The 17,236-nt window shown below is 59.1% G+C and carries 18 protein-coding genes; 10 read left to right on the forward strand and 8 right to left on the reverse strand.

The genetic code is table 11. The features are described 5' to 3' along the window. Positions 1–137: 137 nt before the first annotated feature. Positions 138–1,337, reverse strand: coding sequence for a tyrosine--tRNA ligase (tyrS, locus tag ODQ19_RS15205; RefSeq protein ID WP_005791998.1), 1,200 nt, complete (start codon positions 1,335–1,337; stop codon positions 138–140). Positions 1,338–1,546: 209 nt separating this feature from the next. On the opposite strand from tyrS, the gene ODQ19_RS15210 reads away from it, so the two are divergent. Next, positions 1,547–2,959 (forward strand): peptidoglycan DD-metalloendopeptidase family protein, encoded by a 1,413-nt coding sequence (locus tag ODQ19_RS15210; protein WP_330210522.1) that lies wholly within the window; start codon positions 1,547–1,549, stop codon positions 2,957–2,959. Between the two features lie 3 nt (positions 2,960–2,962). Next, positions 2,963–4,054 carry an anhydro-N-acetylmuramic acid kinase gene (locus ODQ19_RS15215; RefSeq protein ID WP_330210523.1) on the forward strand — a complete coding sequence of 364 codons (1,092 nt, stop codon included), beginning with the start codon at positions 2,963–2,965 and terminating at the stop codon, positions 4,052–4,054. Between the two features lie 65 nt (positions 4,055–4,119). Here ODQ19_RS15215 and erpA read toward each other — a convergent pair whose 3' ends face one another. After that, a complete protein-coding gene (gene erpA, locus ODQ19_RS15220) occupies positions 4,120–4,470 on the reverse strand; it encodes an iron-sulfur cluster insertion protein ErpA (protein ID WP_003176443.1) in 351 nt (116 codons plus the stop codon). Between the two features lie 164 nt (positions 4,471–4,634). Further along, positions 4,635–5,669 carry an N-acetyl-gamma-glutamyl-phosphate reductase gene (gene argC, locus ODQ19_RS15225; RefSeq protein ID WP_060764004.1) on the reverse strand — a complete coding sequence of 345 codons (1,035 nt, stop codon included), beginning with the start codon at positions 5,667–5,669 and terminating at the stop codon, positions 4,635–4,637. Positions 5,670–5,803: 134 nt separating this feature from the next. Between argC and hemJ the strand changes: the two genes are divergently transcribed. The 6 genes from hemJ to coq7 all read left to right on the forward strand — a co-directional run bounded on the left by hemJ (position 5,804) and on the right by coq7 (position 10,210). Next, entirely contained in the window at positions 5,804–6,232 is a 429-nt protein-coding gene (gene hemJ / locus ODQ19_RS15230) for a protoporphyrinogen oxidase HemJ (RefSeq protein ID WP_330210524.1), read from the forward strand. Between the two features lie 24 nt (positions 6,233–6,256). After that, positions 6,257–7,219, forward strand: a complete 963-nt coding sequence (locus ODQ19_RS15235; protein WP_330210525.1) for an NAD(P)H-dependent flavin oxidoreductase — start codon at positions 6,257–6,259, stop codon at positions 7,217–7,219. A gap of 68 nt (positions 7,220–7,287) precedes the next feature. Then, on the forward strand, positions 7,288–8,244 hold the full coding sequence (locus ODQ19_RS15240) for a DUF805 domain-containing protein (RefSeq protein WP_116667985.1): 957 nt from the start codon (positions 7,288–7,290) through the stop codon (positions 8,242–8,244). A gap of 61 nt (positions 8,245–8,305) precedes the next feature. Beyond that, positions 8,306–9,094, forward strand: coding sequence for an SDR family NAD(P)-dependent oxidoreductase (locus ODQ19_RS15245; protein WP_116667984.1), 789 nt, complete (start codon positions 8,306–8,308; stop codon positions 9,092–9,094). A gap of 44 nt (positions 9,095–9,138) precedes the next feature. Beyond that, on the forward strand, positions 9,139–9,477 hold the full coding sequence (locus tag ODQ19_RS15250) for a histidine triad nucleotide-binding protein (RefSeq protein ID WP_003194682.1): 339 nt from the start codon (positions 9,139–9,141) through the stop codon (positions 9,475–9,477). 85 nt (positions 9,478–9,562) lie between these two features. Continuing rightward, the gene (gene coq7, locus ODQ19_RS15255; RefSeq protein WP_330210526.1) at positions 9,563–10,210 is read left to right on the forward strand and encodes a 2-polyprenyl-3-methyl-6-methoxy-1,4-benzoquinone monooxygenase; all 648 of its coding nucleotides are present in this window, start codon (positions 9,563–9,565) and stop codon (positions 10,208–10,210) included. A 47-nt stretch (positions 10,211–10,257) separates the two neighbouring features. On the opposite strand, the gene ODQ19_RS15260 is transcribed toward coq7, so the two are convergent. After that, positions 10,258–10,680, reverse strand: coding sequence for an OsmC family protein (locus tag ODQ19_RS15260; RefSeq protein WP_003194686.1), 423 nt, complete (start codon positions 10,678–10,680; stop codon positions 10,258–10,260). A 246-nt stretch (positions 10,681–10,926) separates the two neighbouring features. Here ODQ19_RS15260 and crp point away from each other — a divergent pair, with 246 nt between their 5' ends. After that, the gene (gene crp / locus ODQ19_RS15265) at positions 10,927–11,571 is read left to right on the forward strand and encodes a cAMP-activated global transcriptional regulator CRP (protein ID WP_116667995.1); all 645 of its coding nucleotides are present in this window, start codon (positions 10,927–10,929) and stop codon (positions 11,569–11,571) included. Here the strand turns inward: crp and ODQ19_RS15270 are convergent. The 4 genes from ODQ19_RS15270 to ODQ19_RS15285 form a co-directional block, all read right to left on the reverse strand. Next, positions 11,568–12,263: a lipoate--protein ligase family protein gene (locus ODQ19_RS15270; protein WP_330210527.1), complete on the reverse strand. Its 696-nt coding sequence runs from the start codon at positions 12,261–12,263 to the stop codon at positions 11,568–11,570. The two genes, crp and ODQ19_RS15270, sit on opposite strands and share 4 nt — an antisense overlap. A gap of 144 nt (positions 12,264–12,407) precedes the next feature. Continuing rightward, on the reverse strand, positions 12,408–13,244 hold the full coding sequence (gene trpC / locus ODQ19_RS15275) for an indole-3-glycerol phosphate synthase TrpC (protein WP_116667981.1): 837 nt from the start codon (positions 13,242–13,244) through the stop codon (positions 12,408–12,410). After that, positions 13,241–14,290 (reverse strand): anthranilate phosphoribosyltransferase, encoded by a 1,050-nt coding sequence (gene trpD, locus ODQ19_RS15280; protein ID WP_003194694.1) that lies wholly within the window; start codon positions 14,288–14,290, stop codon positions 13,241–13,243. The genes trpC and trpD overlap by 4 nt, the downstream gene beginning before the upstream one ends. Positions 14,291–14,299: 9 nt before the next feature. After that, positions 14,300–14,893, reverse strand: coding sequence for an aminodeoxychorismate/anthranilate synthase component II (locus tag ODQ19_RS15285; RefSeq protein WP_330210528.1), 594 nt, complete (start codon positions 14,891–14,893; stop codon positions 14,300–14,302). Between the two features lie 412 nt (positions 14,894–15,305). On the opposite strand from ODQ19_RS15285, the gene estP reads away from it, so the two are divergent. Further along, positions 15,306–17,228 carry an esterase EstP gene (estP, locus tag ODQ19_RS15290; protein ID WP_116667980.1) on the forward strand — a complete coding sequence of 641 codons (1,923 nt, stop codon included), beginning with the start codon at positions 15,306–15,308 and terminating at the stop codon, positions 17,226–17,228. Positions 17,229–17,236 lie beyond the last annotated feature (8 nt).

Below are 17,236 nucleotides of genomic sequence, written 5' to 3' on the forward strand. Positions count from 1 at the left end.
GGCTTCGATGAACTGAAGCAACTTGCTGCCAGAAACTTCTTAACTCATTGTTTACCAAGGAGTTTTCCGTTTCGACTGCGCCGGAAGTGGGGCGAATTATAGACAGATATAATTCGCCGTCAACACCTATTTCAGACTTATTCGGATTTGAGCGTAATGCGCGCAAACGCCTTCTTGCCCGCCTGGCAAACGTGAGTGGCGCCCAGCTCGTATATAAAGGTGCGATCAACCACCTCACCATCTATACGCACACCGCCCGACCCCAAAAGATCACGCGCGACCGCTGAATTCTTCACCAGACCAGCTTTATTAAGCACAGCAGCAATCGGCATCGCCTCGGCAGCAGTCAGCTCAATCTCGGGCAGATCGTCAGGCAGCTCGCCATCTTTCATGCGATTACCTGCCGCACGGTGAGCGCTGGCCGCAGCCTCCTCACCATGGAAACGCGCAACGATTTCTTCAGCCAGCTTAATCTTCACATCGCGAGGATTAGCGCCCGCCTCGACATCCGCACGCAGCGCATTGATCTCGTCCATCGAGCGGAAGCTCAACAGCTCGAAGTAGCGCCACATCAGCGCATCCGGAATAGACACCAGCTTGCCGTACATCACACCCGGCGCTTCCTGGATACCAACATAGTTACCCAGGGACTTGGACATCTTCTTGACGCCATCCAAGCCTTCCAGCAATGGCATGGTCAGAATGCACTGAGCCTCCTGACCATAGGCGCGCTGCAATTCACGCCCCATCAGCAGGTTGAACTTCTGATCGGTGCCACCCAGCTCGACATCCGCACGCAGCGCCACCGAGTCATACCCTTGAACCAGCGGGTAAAGGAACTCATGGATGGCGATTGGCTGATTGGTCGAGTAGCGCTTGTCAAAGTCATCGCGCTCGAGCATGCGCGCCACGGTGTACTGAGAAGTCAGGCGAATGAAATCTGCCGGCCCCATTTTGTCCATCCAGGTGGAGTTGAACGCCACCTCGGTCTTGGCTGGGTCAAGAATCTTGAATACCTGGGTCTTATAGGTCTCGGCATTATCGAGCACCTGTTCGCGAGTCAGCGGCGGGCGCGTAGCGCTCTTGCCGCTTGGATCACCGATCATCCCGGTGAAGTCACCTATAAGGAAGATGACTTGATGGCCCAGCTCCTGGAACTGACGCAGCTTATTAATAAGCACGGTATGCCCCAGGTGCAGATCCGGCGCGGTCGGATCAAAGCCAGCCTTGATACGCAGGGGTTGGCCACGCTTGAGCTTTTCGATCAGCTCGGCCTCGACCAACAGTTCTTCCGCACCACGTTTTATCAGCGCTAGCTGCTCTTCAACCGACTTCATAACAGACCCGCAAGGCTCAGATTCAAAAGGGAACCAACCATACAAGATCAGGGACTAATTACAAGTTTTGCCCTGCGCACGGACACCGTTCAGCAAGCCCAGCGTTCGCGAGCTTGCGCCACAGATGATTTGGTTATATTTTATACAGTTATTTCATCTTCATCATGTCATTCATCTTTTCCATTTCATTTTCAAAGTCAAAATTACTTATGACCACTGAACCGTCTAAAGCGCCGCCGCTTTACCCGAAGACCCACCTGCTCGCCGCAAGTGGTATCGCCGCCCTTCTCAGCCTGGCACTGCTGGTATTCCCTTCCAGTGACGTTGAAGCCAAACGAACATCCCTGAGCCTTGATCTGGAAAGCCCAGTTGAACAACTGACACAAGATCAAGACGCTTCCGACGCTCAACAAGCCACAAACAATGCAGCTGAGTCACCTTTCGCACAGATCGAAAGCACTCCCGAAGACACCCAGCAAGCCGCCCAGGAAGCACCTGCAGCAGCCGCAGCCAAGAATCCCCAGCATCGCGAAGTCATCGTGGGCAAAGGCGATACACTATCTACCCTGTTCGAAAAGGTTGGGTTGCCTGCCGCCGCTGTAAATGAAGTGCTCGCCAGCGATAAGCAAGCCAAGCAATTCACTCAGCTCAAACGTGGCCAGAAGCTTGAATTTGAGCTGACGCCAGACGGCCAGTTGAACAACCTGCATACCAGCATCAGTGACCTGGAAAGTATCAGCCTGAGCAAAGGCGCCAAAGGCTTCGCATTCAACCGAATCACCACCAAACCCGTCATGCGTTCCGCCTACGTACACGGCGTGATCAACAGCTCCCTGTCGCAATCGGCCGCGCGTGCGGGCCTCTCGCATAGCATGACCATGGACATGGCCAGCGTATTTGGCTACGACATCGACTTCGCTCAGGACATCCGTCAAGGCGACGAATTCGACGTGATCTACGAGCAGAAAGTAGCCAACGGAAAAGTGGTCGGCACTGGCAACATTCTGTCGGCACGCTTCACCAACCGTGGCAAAACCTACACCGCCGTGCGCTACACCAACAAACAGGGCAACAGCAGCTACTACACAGCTGATGGCAACAGCATGCGCAAGGCCTTCATCCGTACTCCCGTTGACTTTGCCCGTATTAGCTCGCGTTTCTCCATGGGCCGCAAGCATCCAATTCTGAACAAAATTCGTGCGCACAAGGGTGTCGACTATGCCGCGCCGCGTGGCACGCCAATCAAAGCGGCTGGCGACGGCAAGGTCTTGTTGGCGGGGCGTCGTGGTGGTTACGGCAATACGGTGATCATCCAGCACGGCAACACTTACCGCACGCTGTACGGCCACATGCAAGGCTTTGCCAAGGGCGTCAAGACTGGCGGCAACGTGAAACAGGGCCAAGTGATCGGTTACATCGGTACCACCGGCCTCTCCACCGGCCCGCACTTGCACTATGAGTTCCAGGTCAACGGCGTACACGTCGACCCATTGGGCCAGAAGCTGCCAATGGCTGACCCTATTGCCAAGGCCGAACGTGCGCGCTTCATGCAACAGAGCCAGCCGCTGATGGCGCGGATGGATCAAGAGCGCTCCACCTTGCTGGCTTCGGCGAAGCGTTAAGGTATGCCGCTCTATATCGGTGTGATGTCCGGGACCAGCCTCGACGGCCTGGATATAGCCCTTATCGAACAAGGCGCGGCGATCAATCTGATCGCCACTCGCTATATCCCAATGCCCGACGCCTTGCGCACAGAACTGCTGAGCCTATGCGCCAGCGGCCCGGATGAAATCGCCCGCTCGGCAATCGCCCAGCAACAATGGGTAACGCTCGCTGCACAAGGCATCCACGCCTTGCTGGATCAACAGAACCTCAAGCCTAAGGACATTCGGGCGATTGGCAGCCATGGTCAGACGATTCGCCATGAACCCGCCCGGGGCTTTACCGTTCAGATCGGCAACCCTGCCCTTCTCACCGAGCTGACAGGCATCACCGTCGTCAGCGACTTCCGCAGCCGCGATGTCGCTGCCGGCGGCCAAGGCGCTCCTTTGGTTCCGGCCTTTCATGAAGCCTTGTTCAGCGAACAGACGGGCAATCGCGCGGTATTGAATGTCGGCGGGTTCAGCAACCTCAGCCTGATCGAGACGGGCAAACCTGTCGCCGGTTTCGACTGCGGCCCGGGGAACGTCCTCCTCGATGCCTGGATTCACCTGCAGCGCGGCGAACACTTCGATCGGGACGGGCAATGGGCGGCCAGGGGCAAGGTCCAGCCCCAACTGCTCAATACGTTGCTCAGCGATCCATTCTTCATGACCAAAGGCCCGAAAAGCACGGGCCGCGAAGTGTTCAACCTGGCCTGGCTGCAGCAGAACCTTGGCCGTTTGCCCGCCTTCGAGCCTCAAGACGTGCAGGCCACCCTGCTGGAGCTGACGGCCCTGACCATCGTCGAGTCCCTGCAAAACGCCCAGACTGACACGACAACCTTGCTGATCTGCGGCGGCGGCGCCCATAACGCGGCACTGATGAGCCGGCTCACAACATTGCTGCCTTCCACCCATGTCAGCACTACAACGGCCTACGGCGTAGATCCTGACTGGGTAGAAGCAATGGCCTTCGCCTGGCTGGCCCATTGCTGCCTTGAAGGCATTGCCGCCAATCGCCCCAGCGTCACTGGCGCACGTGGGCTTCGAGTGCTTGGCGCAATCTACCCCGCCTGACTCCCAGACAGCAAAACGCCGCTTGGCCCGTATGAGCCAAGCGGCGTTCTTGTATCTGCTACCGATCAGATCGAGAACGAAGACCCGCAACCACACGTCGTGGTGGCATTAGGGTTCTTGATCACGAAACGCGAGCCTTCCAGACCTTCCTGATAATCCACCTCGGCACCCGCCAGGTATTGGAAGCTCATCGGATCCACGACCAGGCTCACACCTTCGCGTTCAACGATAGTGTCGTCATCGGCCACATCTTCATCGAAGGTAAAACCGTACTGAAACCCTGAACAACCGCCGCCCGTAACGAATACGCGCAGCTTCAAGCGATCATTACCCTCTTCATCGACCAGGCTCTTCACCTTGTGCGCAGCACCGTGGGTGAATTGCAAAGCCGTGGGGGTGAAGGATTCAACGCTCATGCTGATAATCTCCCGGCGTAGCGCCGCCATATGCGTAATGGCCGGTATTATCCGCTTCTCCTAGAAAAGCGGTCAACTATTGTTACGGTATATCAATCTGCCCAGCGACCATTAAAAATGCAAAAGGCCCGATCAACGGGCCTTTGCGCAACGGTAAGCCCGCCTTAAGGCAACATCCCCGCATGGGACAGGCCCAACTTCTCATCCAGGCCGAACAGGATGTTCATGTTCTGCACCGCCTGGCCCGACGCGCCCTTGACCAGATTGTCGATCACCGACAACACCACCACCAGGTCGCCATCCTGCGGCCGATGCACCGCAATACGGCACACATTGGCGCCACGCACGCTACGCGTTTCCGGATGGCTGCCGGCCGGCATCACATCGACAAACGGCTCATTGGCATAACGCTTTTCAAACAGCGCCTGCAGGTCTACCGAGCGATCGGTGACGGTCGCATACAGCGTGGAGTGAATCCCGCGGATCATCGGCGTCAGGTGCGGCACGAAGGTCAGCCCCACATCCTGGCCGGCAGCGCGACGCAAGCCCTGGCGGATTTCCGGCAAGTGCCTATGACCTTTTACCGCATAGGCTTTCATGCTTTCCGACGTTTCGGAGTAAAGGGAACCTACCGCTGCACCACGGCCCGCACCACTGACGCCCGACTTGCAGTCGGCGATCAGGCGCGACGCATCCGCCAAGCCAGCTTCCAGCAATGGCAGGAAGCCCAATTGCGTCGCCGTCGGATAGCACCCCGGCACCGCAATCAGGCGTGCTTGCTTGATCTGCTCGCGATTGACTTCCGGCAGGCCGTAAACCGCCTCTTCCAACAGTTGCGGCGCACCATGGGGTTGGCCGTACCATTTGGCCCACTCATCGGCGTCCTGCAGGCGGAAGTCTGCCGACAAGTCGATAACTTTGGTACCTGCCGCCAGCAGCTCGCCTGCCAACGCATGAGCCACACCGTGAGGCGTGGCGAAGAACACCACGTCGCAGGCAGCCAGGGTCTTGGTGTCCGGCACACTGAACGCCAGGCCATCATAGTGGCCTCGCAGGTTCGGGTACATATCGGCCACGGCCAGCCCGGCTTCGGATCGGGAAGTGATGACCACCACCTCCGCTTGCGGATGCTGAGCCAACAGACGCAGCAATTCGACACCGGTGTAACCCGTGCCGCCGACGATACCGACCTTGACCATAAACCTGCCCTCAACGAACCCACTGGAAAGCCGTCGATAATAGGGGCCGTATCGTCCTGCGACAACCGTCAACGTGACGTACGGGCGCATGAGCCACTACTATCTTCGCTACCGTGAACCTGGGAATAACTAAAATGCTCTATCTATGGGTCAAAGCCTTCCATATCGTCAGCATCGTTTGCTGGTTTGCCGGGCTGTTCTACCTGCCGCGCCTGTTCGTCTACCACGCCCAAAGCGAAGACACCGTCAGCAAGGAGCGCTTCAGCATCATGGAGCGCAAGTTGTACCGGGGCATCATGGGCCCGTCGATGGTTGCCACACTGGTCTTCGGCATCTGGATGCTGGCCCTCAACCCCGGCATTTTCCAGTCGGGCGCCTGGATCCACGCCAAGCTGACCCTGGTCGTCCTGCTGATTGGCTACCATCACATGTGCGGCGCACAGGTAAAGCGCTTCGCCCGTGGCGAAAACACCCGCAGCCATGTTTTTTATCGCTGGTTCAATGAAGTCCCGGTTCTGATATTGCTGGCTATCGTAATTTTGGTCGTGGTCAAACCGTTCTAACGTCAATTACTCGGGGAACCTCCAATGTCGCTGCCCGCTCTTCTGGAACAACGTCTGCGCCTGCCCGTGGTGGCCGCGCCGATGTTTCTGATCTCCAATCCGCAACTGGTCCTGGCCTGCTGTCGCAACGGGGTAGTTGGGAGTTTCCCGGCGCTCAACCAACGCGAAAGCAGTGGCTTCAAGGCCTGGTTGGAAGAAATCGAAGCGGGCTTGGCGCTGCTGGACAACCCTGCGCCCTATGCCGTGAACCTGATCGTGCACAACAGCAACCCACGGCTGGAGGCCGACCTGGCGATCTGTGTCGAGCACAAGGTGCCCATCGTCATCACCAGCCTCGGTGCGGTAAAGGAACTGGTGGACGCGGTTCATAGCTACGGCGGCCTGGTATTTCATGACGTTACTACCCGCCGCCATGCGGAAAAAGCCGCTGAAGCCGGCGTCGACGGCCTGATTGCCGTAGCCGCTGGCGCGGGTGGCCACGCTGGCACCTGGAGCCCCTTTTCACTGGTTGCCGAAATTCGCCAGTTCTTCGACAAAACCCTGCTGCTGGCGGGCTGCCTTAACCATGGGCACGAAATTCTTGCCGCCCAGATGCTGGGGGCAGACCTGGCATATTTCGGCACGCGCTTTATCGGCACCGCCGAAAGCCAGGCACCGGATGCCTATAAGGAGATGCTGCTCACATCGCGCGCTGCCGACATCGTGCACACTCCTGCAGTCTCCGGCGTACCTGCAAGCTTCATGCGCCAGAGCCTGGAAAATGCCGGTTTTGACCTCGCTGCGCTTCAGGGCAAAGGTGAAGTCAACTTCGGTTCCAAGCTCAAGCCATTGAGCGATGAGGCCAAAGCGTGGAAAACTGTATGGTCTGCTGGCCAAGGCGTCGGTGAGATCAATGATGTACCCACTGTGGATGAGCTCATAGCGCGCCTGGACGCCGAATACCGCAAAGCACGCGAGCACGCCGCGCAACTGCGCTGGCCACGCTGACCCACTGCCGGGCCTGCCAACTGGACAGGCCTGCATACTCTCCCTGATTAAGTGACAAGGATGCCCGCATGAGCGACAGCCGTTTCAAGATTGTGTTTGACGGAGCCTTGCGCCCAGGTGTCGAAAGCACCACCGCCAAGCTGAACCTCGCCGAGTTATTCAAAAGCGATGTTGAAGCGATCGAAAAGCTCTTCACCGGCCGCCCCGTCGCGCTCAAGCGCGACCTGTCCCACCCCGACGCGCAAACTTACCTGACGGCACTGCACAACGCCGGGGTCGACGCTCGCATCGAGGCCGAACAACCCGTGGCATTCAACCTTGCAGAAACCCACGAGACGGACTCGTCAACCTCTGACCGCGCCGCTGCGTCACCTTATGCACCGCCACGCGCTGCCGTTGGGGACGACCTGCCGGAGTTCGCAACCCTCAAGGTCTTCACCATCCACGGGCGCATCGGGCGCCTGCGCTACCTGGCCTGGACGTTGGCACTGACCGTCGCGATGCTGGTGGCGGCGGGCATCATCAGTACGGTGGGCTTCGCGGTGGCGACAGCCTCGCCAACCATCGCCATCATTATTGGCTCACTGCTGGGTTTCGCGCTGTTTGTGGCACTGGTAGTGGTGAGCGTGCAAATCGGCGTGCAGCGCCTGCATGACCTGGGCTGGTCTGGCTGGTTGTACCTGCTGAACCTGGTTCCGCTGGTTAACAGTGTTTTCCCGCTGCTGTTGCTGGTATTGCCAGGCAATACGGGCGCCAACCAATACGGCGCGCCACCACCACGCAACTCCACTGCGGTGAAAATCCTGGCCTCGCTGTGGCTGGCGTTCATTCCCTTGATGCTCATCATCGTCGTCACCCTGGGCATGAACGGCTACCTGGACCAGCTTGAAGCCAACATGGACAGCAGCTACGAAAGCAGCTCCATCACCTCCGATGCAGACGCCGATCAAAGCGCTATCGTTGACGAAGCCGCAGCGCAAAGTGCTGACGATGCAGCCGAACCTGTAGACTCTCCAGAACAGTGAAGAAACGCCCGCCGCCTGTGACGCACTGTCATAGGCCGGTGGCGTTGCGATGGAGAAAGGCATGACCCGTTACGCTCTGATCACCGGCGCCTCCAGTGGCATCGGCCTGGCATTGGCCGAAGCCTTGGCACGGCGCGGCCGCAGCTTGATTCTGGTGGCCCGCCAGCGTGATCAGTTGGAAAGCATTGCATTGGAGTTGACCCAACGCTTCGGCGTCGAGGTGCTGTTTCGTGCCTGTGATTTGGGCGAGCCGCTGCGTTTGTCCGGCTTTTTGCTGGAGCTCGAAGAGGGTGAGCGACAGATCGACCTGCTGGTCAACTGCGCCGGCATCGGCACCAGCGGGCCGTTCCTGGCCCAGGACTGGATGACCGAGCAGGACCTCATCGAAGTCAACATCCTGGCCTTGACCCGCATGTGCCACGCACTGGGCAATGCCATGGCCCTGCATGGCGGCGGGCAAATCCTTAATGTGGCTTCGGTCGCTGCCTTCCAGCCTGGGCCGTGGATGAGCAGCTACTACGCCAGCAAAGCCTACGTGCTGCACTTCTCCGAAGGGTTGCGCGAAGAATTAAAGACCTGCGGCATCAAGGTTTCAGTGTTGTGCCCCGGGCCTACGCGCACCGCATTCTTCGGCACCGCACAGATGGATACGGCGAAACTCGACCGCAGCCAGCAACTGATGAGCCCGGAAGAAGTCGCGCTTTACACCGTGCGGGCGCTGGAAAATAACAAGGCCATCATCATTCCCGGGCGCCGCAATCGTTGGCTGACGTTCAGCCCACGCCTGAGCCCCCGCTGGCTGACCCGCAAAATTGCCGGCGCCATCAACAAGGCCTATTGCCCACGCTGACGGCCTGGGTACACTCACCTAACTTTCACGATGGAGAAACGGCTGTGGATACTCTGTTCACCAAGATCATCAACAGAGAAATACCGGCGAAGATCATCTATGAAGATGACCAAGTCCTGGCTTTTCACGATATCGCCCCGCAGGCGCCAGTGCATTTCCTGGTTATCCCGAAAAAGCCCATTCGTACCCTCAACGACTTGACCGAGGACGATAAGGCGCTGGCCGGCCATATCCTGTTCACCGCCCAGCGCCTGGCCGTGGAACAAGGCTGCGAAAAAGGCTTTCGCGTGGTGATGAACTGCAATGAAGACGGCGGGCAAACCGTTTACCACATTCATATGCACGTGCTGGGTCAGCGCCAGATGAACTGGCCACCGGGCTGAGTGCACAAGGGCAAATTGACTCAGCACAAACGCTGCACGCTCTCTTGCGGTAAACTGGCCGCCGAGATTCTTCCCGGAGGTCAGCATGACTACCCAACGTCACTACTCGCCGATTGACCGTCTGTTGCTGCAAGCCGACATGGCCATGCGCACCCTGCTGCCGTTCAGCGGCCAGCCCTACCGCCCATCGCCCGCCATTGTGCAGCCGGATGTACTGCTGAGCGAGACCGACACCCGTCACGTCGCTGGCCTGATGCGCATCAACCATACCGGTGAAGTCTGTGCCCAGGCGCTGTACCAGGGCCAGGCGCTGACCGCCAAGTTGCCGCAGGTACGCACGGCAATGGAGCATGCGGCCGAGGAAGAGATCGACCACCTGGCCTGGTGCGAACAACGCATCCGCCAGTTGGGCAGCCATCCCAGCGTACTCAACCCACTGTTTTATGGTTTGTCGTTTGGTATCGGCGCTGCTGCCGGGCTGATCAGCGACAAAGTCAGCCTGGGGTTTGTGGCCGCGACAGAACATCAGGTGTGCAAGCACCTGGATGAACACCTGGAGCAACTGCCGGCCGAAGACGAAAAGTCACGGGCTATTCTTGAGCAGATGCGCATCGATGAAGAGCACCACGCAGAGAGCGCGCTGGACGCGGGCGGCTTCCGCTTTCCAGCCCCGGTACGGTTCGGCATGAGCCTGTTGGCCAAGGTCATGACCAAAAGCACCTATCGAATCTGAACCAAAAAAAAGGGCGCCCGAAGCGCCCTTTCTTTTGCCTGCTGCAATCAACCCAACTCGATGATTTCGTAGTCGTGGGTAATGACCACGCCCGCGGCCCCCAGCATGATTGAGGCTGAGCAGTACTTCTCCGCCGACAGCTCGATGGCACGCTTGACCTGGGCTTCTTTCAGCGCCCGGCCCTTGACCACGAAATGCATATGGATCTTGGTAAAAACCTTGGGGTCTTCAGTGGCGCGTTCAGCTTCCAGGAAGGCTTCGCAGCTTTCCACGGCCTGGCGGGACTTCTTCAAGATGCTGACCACGTCAAAATTGCTGCAACCGCCCACACCCAGCAGCAACATTTCCATCGGGCGTACACCCAGGTTCCGACCGCCGGCTTCCGGCGGACCGTCCATGACCACCACATGGCCGCTGCCCGACTCACCGAGGAACATGGCTTCGCCCGCCCATTGGATGCGTGCCTTCATCGCCCAGACTCCACTGCTAAAAAAGGGTCGCCAGCTTAGCACAGGGCCTTGAAACAACAGCGCCCTGCATAAATTCGATAAATGACAGCGTTTGCCCGGTAAATTGGCTAATCGCGGCAGAAAGTGTCTGGTAAGCTGGCGCCAAATGAATGGCGCATTGCCATGACTTGTACAGCGTATATCAATGAGATGCCGCTGGATAAAAACAACGCCAACTACACCGCGCAGTCTTTTCGGGATACAACCATGGTTGCTCTTACTCCCACACCCAAGATCAAGAACCTCGACAAACTGTTGCTGCATTGCCAGCGCCGACGTCATCCGGCCAAGCACAACATCATCTGCGCCGGCGAGCGTTCAGAAACCCTATTCTTCATCATCAAGGGCTCGGTCACCATCCTGATCGAGGATGAAGATGGCCGTGAGATGATCATTGCCTACCTCAACGCCGGAGACTTCTTCGGGGAGCTGGGTTTGTTTGAACAAGCAGGCAAAGAGCAGGAACGCAGCGCTTGGGTACGGACCAAAGTTGAGTGCGAAGTGGCCGAGATCAGCTATACGAAATTTCGCGAACTGGCCCAGCATGATCCGGATATCTTGTACGCCCTGAGCGGGCAGATCGCCCAGCGCCTGCGCGACACCACCCGCAAAGTCGGCGACCTGGCGTTCTTTGATGTCACCGGCCGCGTCGCTCGCTGCCTGCTGGAGCTATGCAAGCAACCCGATGCCATGACCCATCCCGACGGCATGCAGATCAAAGTCACGCGCCAAGAGATCGGACGTATTGTCGGGTGTTCACGGGAAATGGTCGGCCGCGTGCTCAAGGACTTGGAAGAACGCAACCTGGTGCACGTCAAAGGCAAGACAATGGTGGTGTTCGGTACCCGCTAGAGCGGCAGGAAGCCAGCCAGCATCTGCCGGTACAGCGTGTCGAGCCGACTGATAGCATCCGGCGCCGTAAACGCTTCGTGCAGTGCGATATGGCTGTCGGCGCGAACCCGCTGCTCCAAGCCGCAGGCTTGATTGAAGCGGTTGACCGCCGCAATCAATTCCTCACGATCGTTCTCCAGCAACATCGCCCCATGCACCAACCCGACGGGGCGGCCACCGCTTTGTCGCCAACGCTGGGCAGTGCCCACCATTTTGCGGCCATTGAGGTTGACGTTGTAACGACCGTCGCAAAAGGCACCGTCAATTTCGCCGACGGACGCATCGCCACCCAACTCGATCAACAGATCACAGATCGGCTGGCACAAGCGCTGATAACCGGTTTCGATCCGCCCCTGGTCGCCTTCACTGCGCGGCGGGGCATAGACCAGGGCGATATTGACCGTGGCGCCGGACTGCGGCACCGGCTCACCGCCGGTTTCACGCAGCAATACCGGCCAACCCGCATCGGCCGAGACTTGGCTCGCCGCCTCGAATGCCGGCAGCCGGCTCAAACGGCGCGGCATGACGAGCGCTTGGTCGCTGGGCTGCCAGAACAGCAGCCCGAATGCCTGCTCCCCCGCGCAAACGGCGGCCAATAGGGCTTGCTCGGCGGCAAGGCCTGCTTCGACAGTCATGATCACGGGCTGGAGCATCGAACACCTACCTACCTGAATAAACACAAAACCTAATGTGGGAGCTGGCTTGCCTGCGATAGCGGTGTGTCAGCTACACAGAGATTGGCTGACCCGCCGCTATCGCAGGCAAGCCAGCTCCCACAGTTTCGAGCGTATTTCAAATCAATCCAACGTCGAACCGCTGATCGTCGTACCGCGCTCCGGGAAGAACAAACGCTGCAACTCCGCCCCCGGGTTCTCGGCGCGCATAAAGGTCTCGCCTACCAGGAACGAGTACACGCCGCTGATTTCCATCAACTCCACATCGGCGCGGTTGACGATGCCACTCTCGGTAATCACCAGACGATCGCGCGGAATACGCGGCAGCAGGTCGAGGGTGGTTTCCAGGCTGACGTCGAAGGTATGCAGGTTACGGTTGTTGACGCCCAGCAGCGGTGTGTCGAGGGTCTTCAACGCGCGCTCCAGTTCGTCGCCGTCGTGCACTTCTACCAGCACGTCCAGACCGACGCTTTTGGCCACGGCCGCCAGCTCGGCCATCTTCACGTCATCCAATGCGGAGACAATCAGCAACACGCAGTCGGCACCCAAGGCACGGGCTTCGACGATTTGGTACGGGTCGACCATGAAATCCTTGCGGATCACCGGCAGCTTGCACGCAGCGCGCGCCTGTTGCAGGAACAGGTCGGAACCCTGGAAGTAGTCAATATCGGTCAGCACGGACAGGCAGGTCGCCCCTCCCCTCTCATAACTGACGGCGATCTCAGCGGGTACGAAGTGTTCGCGAATCACCCCCTTGCTCGGCGAGGCTTTCTTGACCTCGGCGATCACGGCCGGCTGCTTGAGCTTGGCCTGGGCGATCAAGGCATTGGCAAAGCCACGTGGTGCATCGGCGGCTTTCGCCTGCGCTTCCAACTCGGCCAGGCTCACGCGGGCGCGGCGCTCAGCCACTTCTTCAGCCTTACGGGCCAGGATCTTTTCCAGAACGGTTGGCACACTCATCCTTCATTCTCCATCTTGAATACGGCGGTGAATGCTCCCAGCTCTTCGAGCTTCTCACGAGCCAGGCCGGTGTGCAGCGCATCGTGGGCCAAGGCGACACCTTCCTTGAGACTATAGGCGTGGTCGGCGGCGTAAAGGGCTGCGCCAGCATTGAGCACAATCATTTCCGCAGCTTTCTGACCGTTTTCGGTCTTGCGACGCCCCAAGGCGTCACGAATCAGCTCCAGCGAAGCCGCCGGGCTTTCCACCGCCAGGCCGTGCAAGCTCTGGCTTTTCATACCCAGGTCTTCGGGCTCGACCCAATATTCGGTGACCTCGTCGTTCTTGAGCTCCGCCACGAAGGTTGGCGCCGCCAGGCTGAATTCGTCGAGGCCATCCTTGGAATGCACCACCAGCACATGCTTGCTGCCCAAGCGCTGCAAGACTTCGGCCAACGGCCGGCACAGCGCCTGGCTGAACACACCCACCACTTGGTGCTTCACACCGGCCGGATTCGTAAGCGGGCCGAGCATGTTGAACAGGGTACGCAGGCCAAGGTCCTTGCGCGGGCCGGCAGCGTGCTTCATCGCGCCGTGATGGGACTGGGCAAACATGAAGCCAATGCCAACGCTGTCAATGCAGCGCGCTACTTGCACCGGCGTGAGGTTCAGGTAAATACCGGCCGCTTCCAGCAAGTCGGCACTGCCGCTCTTGCCAGACACTGCACGGTTACCGTGCTTGGCGACGGTGCAGCCAGCGGCGGCCACTACAAAGGATGAGGCAGTCGACACGTTGAAAATATTCGCACCGTCACCGCCGGTACCCACTACATCGACGACGCCGTCGAGGGTCTTGAGTTCGACCTTGTCCGCCAGCTCACGCATCACCGACACCGCACCGACGATTTCGTCGATGCTTTCGCTCTTCATGCGCATCGCCATCATAAAAGCGCCGATCTGAGCATCGGTGCATTGACCGGTCATGATCTCGCGCATCACATCGCTCATTTCTGCGGTGCTCAGGTCCAGATGGCCGACGATACGGCTCAGGGCAGTCTTGATATCCATGAAAAGTCCTTAGCGCGTGCCGCCGCTCTGCTTGAGAAAGTTGGCGAACAGCTCGTAGCCCTGCTCGGTCAGGATTGATTCAGGGTGAAATTGCACCCCTTCGATGTTCAGTGTCTTGTGGCGCAGGCCCATGATCTCGTCGACCGAGCCGTCTTCCAATTGGGTCCAGGCGGTCAGCTCCAGGCATTCGGGCAAGGTTTCACGCTTGACCACCAGTGAGTGGTAACGGGTCACGGTCACCGGCAGGTTCAGGCCATGGAACACACCCAGGTTGCGATGAAATACCGGACTGGTCTTGCCGTGCATAACCTCGCGCGCGCGCACCACATCACCGCCAAACGCCTGGCCGATCGACTGGTGCCCCAGGCAGACGCCCAGGATCGGCAGCTTGCCGGCGAAGTACTGGATAGCTTCCAGAGAGATGCCCGCCTCGGTGGGCGTGCACGGGCCAGGTGAGACGACAATGCGCTCGGGGTTCAACGCGGCGATTTCGGCAACGCTGAGCTCATCGTTGCGCACCACCTTGACCTCGGCACCCAGCTCGCCCAGGTACTGCACAACGTTGTAGGTAAAGGAGTCGTAGTTATCAATCATCAGCAACATGTGGGTTCAAACCTCTTGAATTCACTGATTTCAAATGACCGCCTTCCAAGCGTGTGACCCGCTGCCAGACGCACGTTCCGGTTGCCAGGGTGAGTTGGCAAGGGGCGTCAGACAACGGGTGAAGAAGGCAAATCGGTACAGGTCCGGCCAGGCCGGCAGAGAAAAATGTCAGGCGCGCCAACGCCAACGGGCGTGTGCCTTGACTACTCGCATCAAGAGTTTGCTGATGATCAACACGGGGAGGGTCTCATTCATACGTTCAGGCACAGTAACGTAGGCTCGCCAGCGGTGCAATATGGAGCCGCAAATACGGGGATGCAACGTAGGCAGATTCCGGACTTCCCTACAGAAAATGCCAGAAATTTTGCTAGTGTTTCACTTCCGACATAAAAACAACCCAATGGAATCTTGCATGCTCAGACCAGCGTTTTTCGCGCCCCTTGCCGGCTGCCTCCTGTCATTGGCCTGCGCCCAGGCGTTCGCAGCCCCGTCACCTTATTCAACCATGGTGGTTTTCGGCGACAGCCTGGCGGATGCAGGCCAGTTCCCCGACGGTTCGGCCGGCGCCACATTGCGCTTTACCAACCGTACCGGGCCGACCTTCCAGGGTGAGTACGGCCTGGTCTCATCGACCCTGCTGGGCGCGAAACTGGGCGTCGCTCCCAACGACCTGAATGCCTCCACCTCACCGGTTCGCGCAGCCCAGGGTTTGCCAGACGGAAACAACTGGGCAGTGGGTGGCTACCGTACCGACAATATCCTCGACTCCATTACCTCAGTCTCCAATGCTGCGATTCCCCCAGGCAACCCTGGGGCCGGCACTTTATTACGCAGTCGGCAGGGCTATCTGCCGGCTAATGGTGGGAGAGCCGACCCGAACGCGCTTTACTTCCTTTCCGGTGGTGGCAATGACTTCCTGCAAGGCCGGGTACTCAGCCCCGCTCAAGCGGTCGCCGCCGGTGGCAGGCTGGCGGACAGCGCCCAGGCCCTGCAACAAGCCGGCGCGCGTTACATCATGGTATGGATGCTACCCGACCTGGGCCTGACGCCGGCCATCAACGGCACCCCACAACAGGCGGCGACTTCGGCCCTGAGTAATATTTTCAATCAGTCCCTGGTGCAGCGCCTGTCGCAAGTCGATGCTCAGGTTATCCCGCTGAACATCCCGCTGTTGTTGAACGAGGCCTTCGCCGATCCAGCCCGCTTCGGCCTCGCCACCGGCCAGAACCTGACGGGCACCTGCTTCAGCGGTAACAGTTGCACCGCCAACCCAACCTATGGCATCGGCGGCACCAACCCGGACCCAACCAAGCTGATCTACAACGACTCGGTCCACCCTACCGTGGCCGGGCAACGCTTGATTGCCGACTACGCCTATTCGCTACTCGCCGCGCCGTGGGAACTGACCTTGCTGCCGGAAATGGCCCAAGGCACATTGCGGGCGCATCAAGACGAGTTGCGCAACCAATGGCAAGCAGACAACGGCAGTTGGCAAGCCGTCGGCCAATGGCGCGCCATAGTGGCCGGCGGCGGCCAACGCCTGGATTTCGATGATCAGAGCAGCTCGGCCAGTGGCGACGGCAGCGGCTACAACCTGAATATCGGTGGCAGCTACCGGCTCGATGAGAACTGGCGCGTGGGTGTTGCCGCCGGCCTGTATCGGCAGACACTCGAAGCCGGTGCCAATGATTCGGACTACAAGCTCAACAGCTATATGGGTACGGCATTCGCTCAATATCAGCAGAACCACTGGTGGGCCGATGCCGCATTGACCGGCGGCAAGCTGGACTTCGACAGCCTCAAGCGCAAGTTCGCCCTGGGCATCAGCGAAGGCTCGGAGAAAGGTGACACCGATGGCTGGCTCTGGGCCCTGAGCGGCCGCGTGGGGTATGACATCGCTGCGCCAGGCAGCGACTGGCACCTGTCGCCATTCATCAGCGCCGATTACGCGCGGGTTGAAGTCAATGGCTACTCGGAAAAAAGCAGCCGCTCCACCGCCCTGACCTTTGATGATCAACAACGCGACTCCAAGCGCCTGGGCGTCGGCCTGCAGGGCAGCTATCGCATCACGCCGCAAACTCAAGTTTTTGGCGAAGTGGCCCACGAGCATGAGTTTGAAAATGACACACAGAAGGTGAACATTTCGCTCAACAGCGTGCAGGGGATCGACTTCAAGCTGGACGGGTATACGCCTCGCAGTAACTCTGACCGCTTGAGCCTGGGTGTCAGCCACAAGCTGACTCAGGACCTGGCGTTGCGGGCGGCGTATAACCTCAGGAAGGATGACAACTTGACCCAGCAGGGCGTCAATGTCGGGGTCAGTCTGGATTTCTAAATACTGCG

This window comes from Pseudomonas sp. AM4(2022) (assembly GCF_036346515.1).
GTDB lineage: Bacteria > Pseudomonadota > Gammaproteobacteria > Pseudomonadales > Pseudomonadaceae > Aquipseudomonas > Aquipseudomonas paracarnis.

What these genes read in the sequence shown, in the direction of transcription:
- tyrS (WP_005791998.1), bottom strand. Translation starts at nt 1,337, where the DNA reads ATGAAGTCGGTTGAAGAGCAGCTAGCGCTGATAAAACGTGGTGCGGAA.
- ODQ19_RS15210 (WP_330210522.1), top strand. Translation starts at nt 1,547, where the DNA reads ATGACCACTGAACCGTCTAAAGCGCCGCCGCTTTACCCGAAGACCCAC.
- ODQ19_RS15215 (WP_330210523.1), top strand. Translation starts at nt 2,963, where the DNA reads ATGCCGCTCTATATCGGTGTGATGTCCGGGACCAGCCTCGACGGCCTG.
- erpA (WP_003176443.1), bottom strand. Translation starts at nt 4,470, where the DNA reads ATGAGCGTTGAATCCTTCACCCCCACGGCTTTGCAATTCACCCACGGT.
- argC (WP_060764004.1), bottom strand. Translation starts at nt 5,669, where the DNA reads ATGGTCAAGGTCGGTATCGTCGGCGGCACGGGTTACACCGGTGTCGAA.
- hemJ (WP_330210524.1), top strand. Translation starts at nt 5,804, where the DNA reads ATGCTCTATCTATGGGTCAAAGCCTTCCATATCGTCAGCATCGTTTGC.
- ODQ19_RS15235 (WP_330210525.1), top strand. Translation starts at nt 6,257, where the DNA reads ATGTCGCTGCCCGCTCTTCTGGAACAACGTCTGCGCCTGCCCGTGGTG.
- ODQ19_RS15240 (WP_116667985.1), top strand. Translation starts at nt 7,288, where the DNA reads ATGAGCGACAGCCGTTTCAAGATTGTGTTTGACGGAGCCTTGCGCCCA.
- ODQ19_RS15245 (WP_116667984.1), top strand. Translation starts at nt 8,306, where the DNA reads ATGACCCGTTACGCTCTGATCACCGGCGCCTCCAGTGGCATCGGCCTG.
- coq7 (WP_330210526.1), top strand. Translation starts at nt 9,563, where the DNA reads ATGACTACCCAACGTCACTACTCGCCGATTGACCGTCTGTTGCTGCAA.
- ODQ19_RS15260 (WP_003194686.1), bottom strand. Translation starts at nt 10,680, where the DNA reads ATGAAGGCACGCATCCAATGGGCGGGCGAAGCCATGTTCCTCGGTGAG.
- crp (WP_116667995.1), top strand. Translation starts at nt 10,927, where the DNA reads ATGGTTGCTCTTACTCCCACACCCAAGATCAAGAACCTCGACAAACTG.
- ODQ19_RS15270 (WP_330210527.1), bottom strand. Translation starts at nt 12,263, where the DNA reads ATGCTCCAGCCCGTGATCATGACTGTCGAAGCAGGCCTTGCCGCCGAG.
- trpC (WP_116667981.1), bottom strand. Translation starts at nt 13,244, where the DNA reads ATGAGTGTGCCAACCGTTCTGGAAAAGATCCTGGCCCGTAAGGCTGAA.
- trpD (WP_003194694.1), bottom strand. Translation starts at nt 14,290, where the DNA reads ATGGATATCAAGACTGCCCTGAGCCGTATCGTCGGCCATCTGGACCTG.
- ODQ19_RS15285 (WP_330210528.1), bottom strand. Translation starts at nt 14,893, where the DNA reads ATGTTGCTGATGATTGATAACTACGACTCCTTTACCTACAACGTTGTG.
- estP (WP_116667980.1), top strand. Translation starts at nt 15,306, where the DNA reads ATGCTCAGACCAGCGTTTTTCGCGCCCCTTGCCGGCTGCCTCCTGTCA.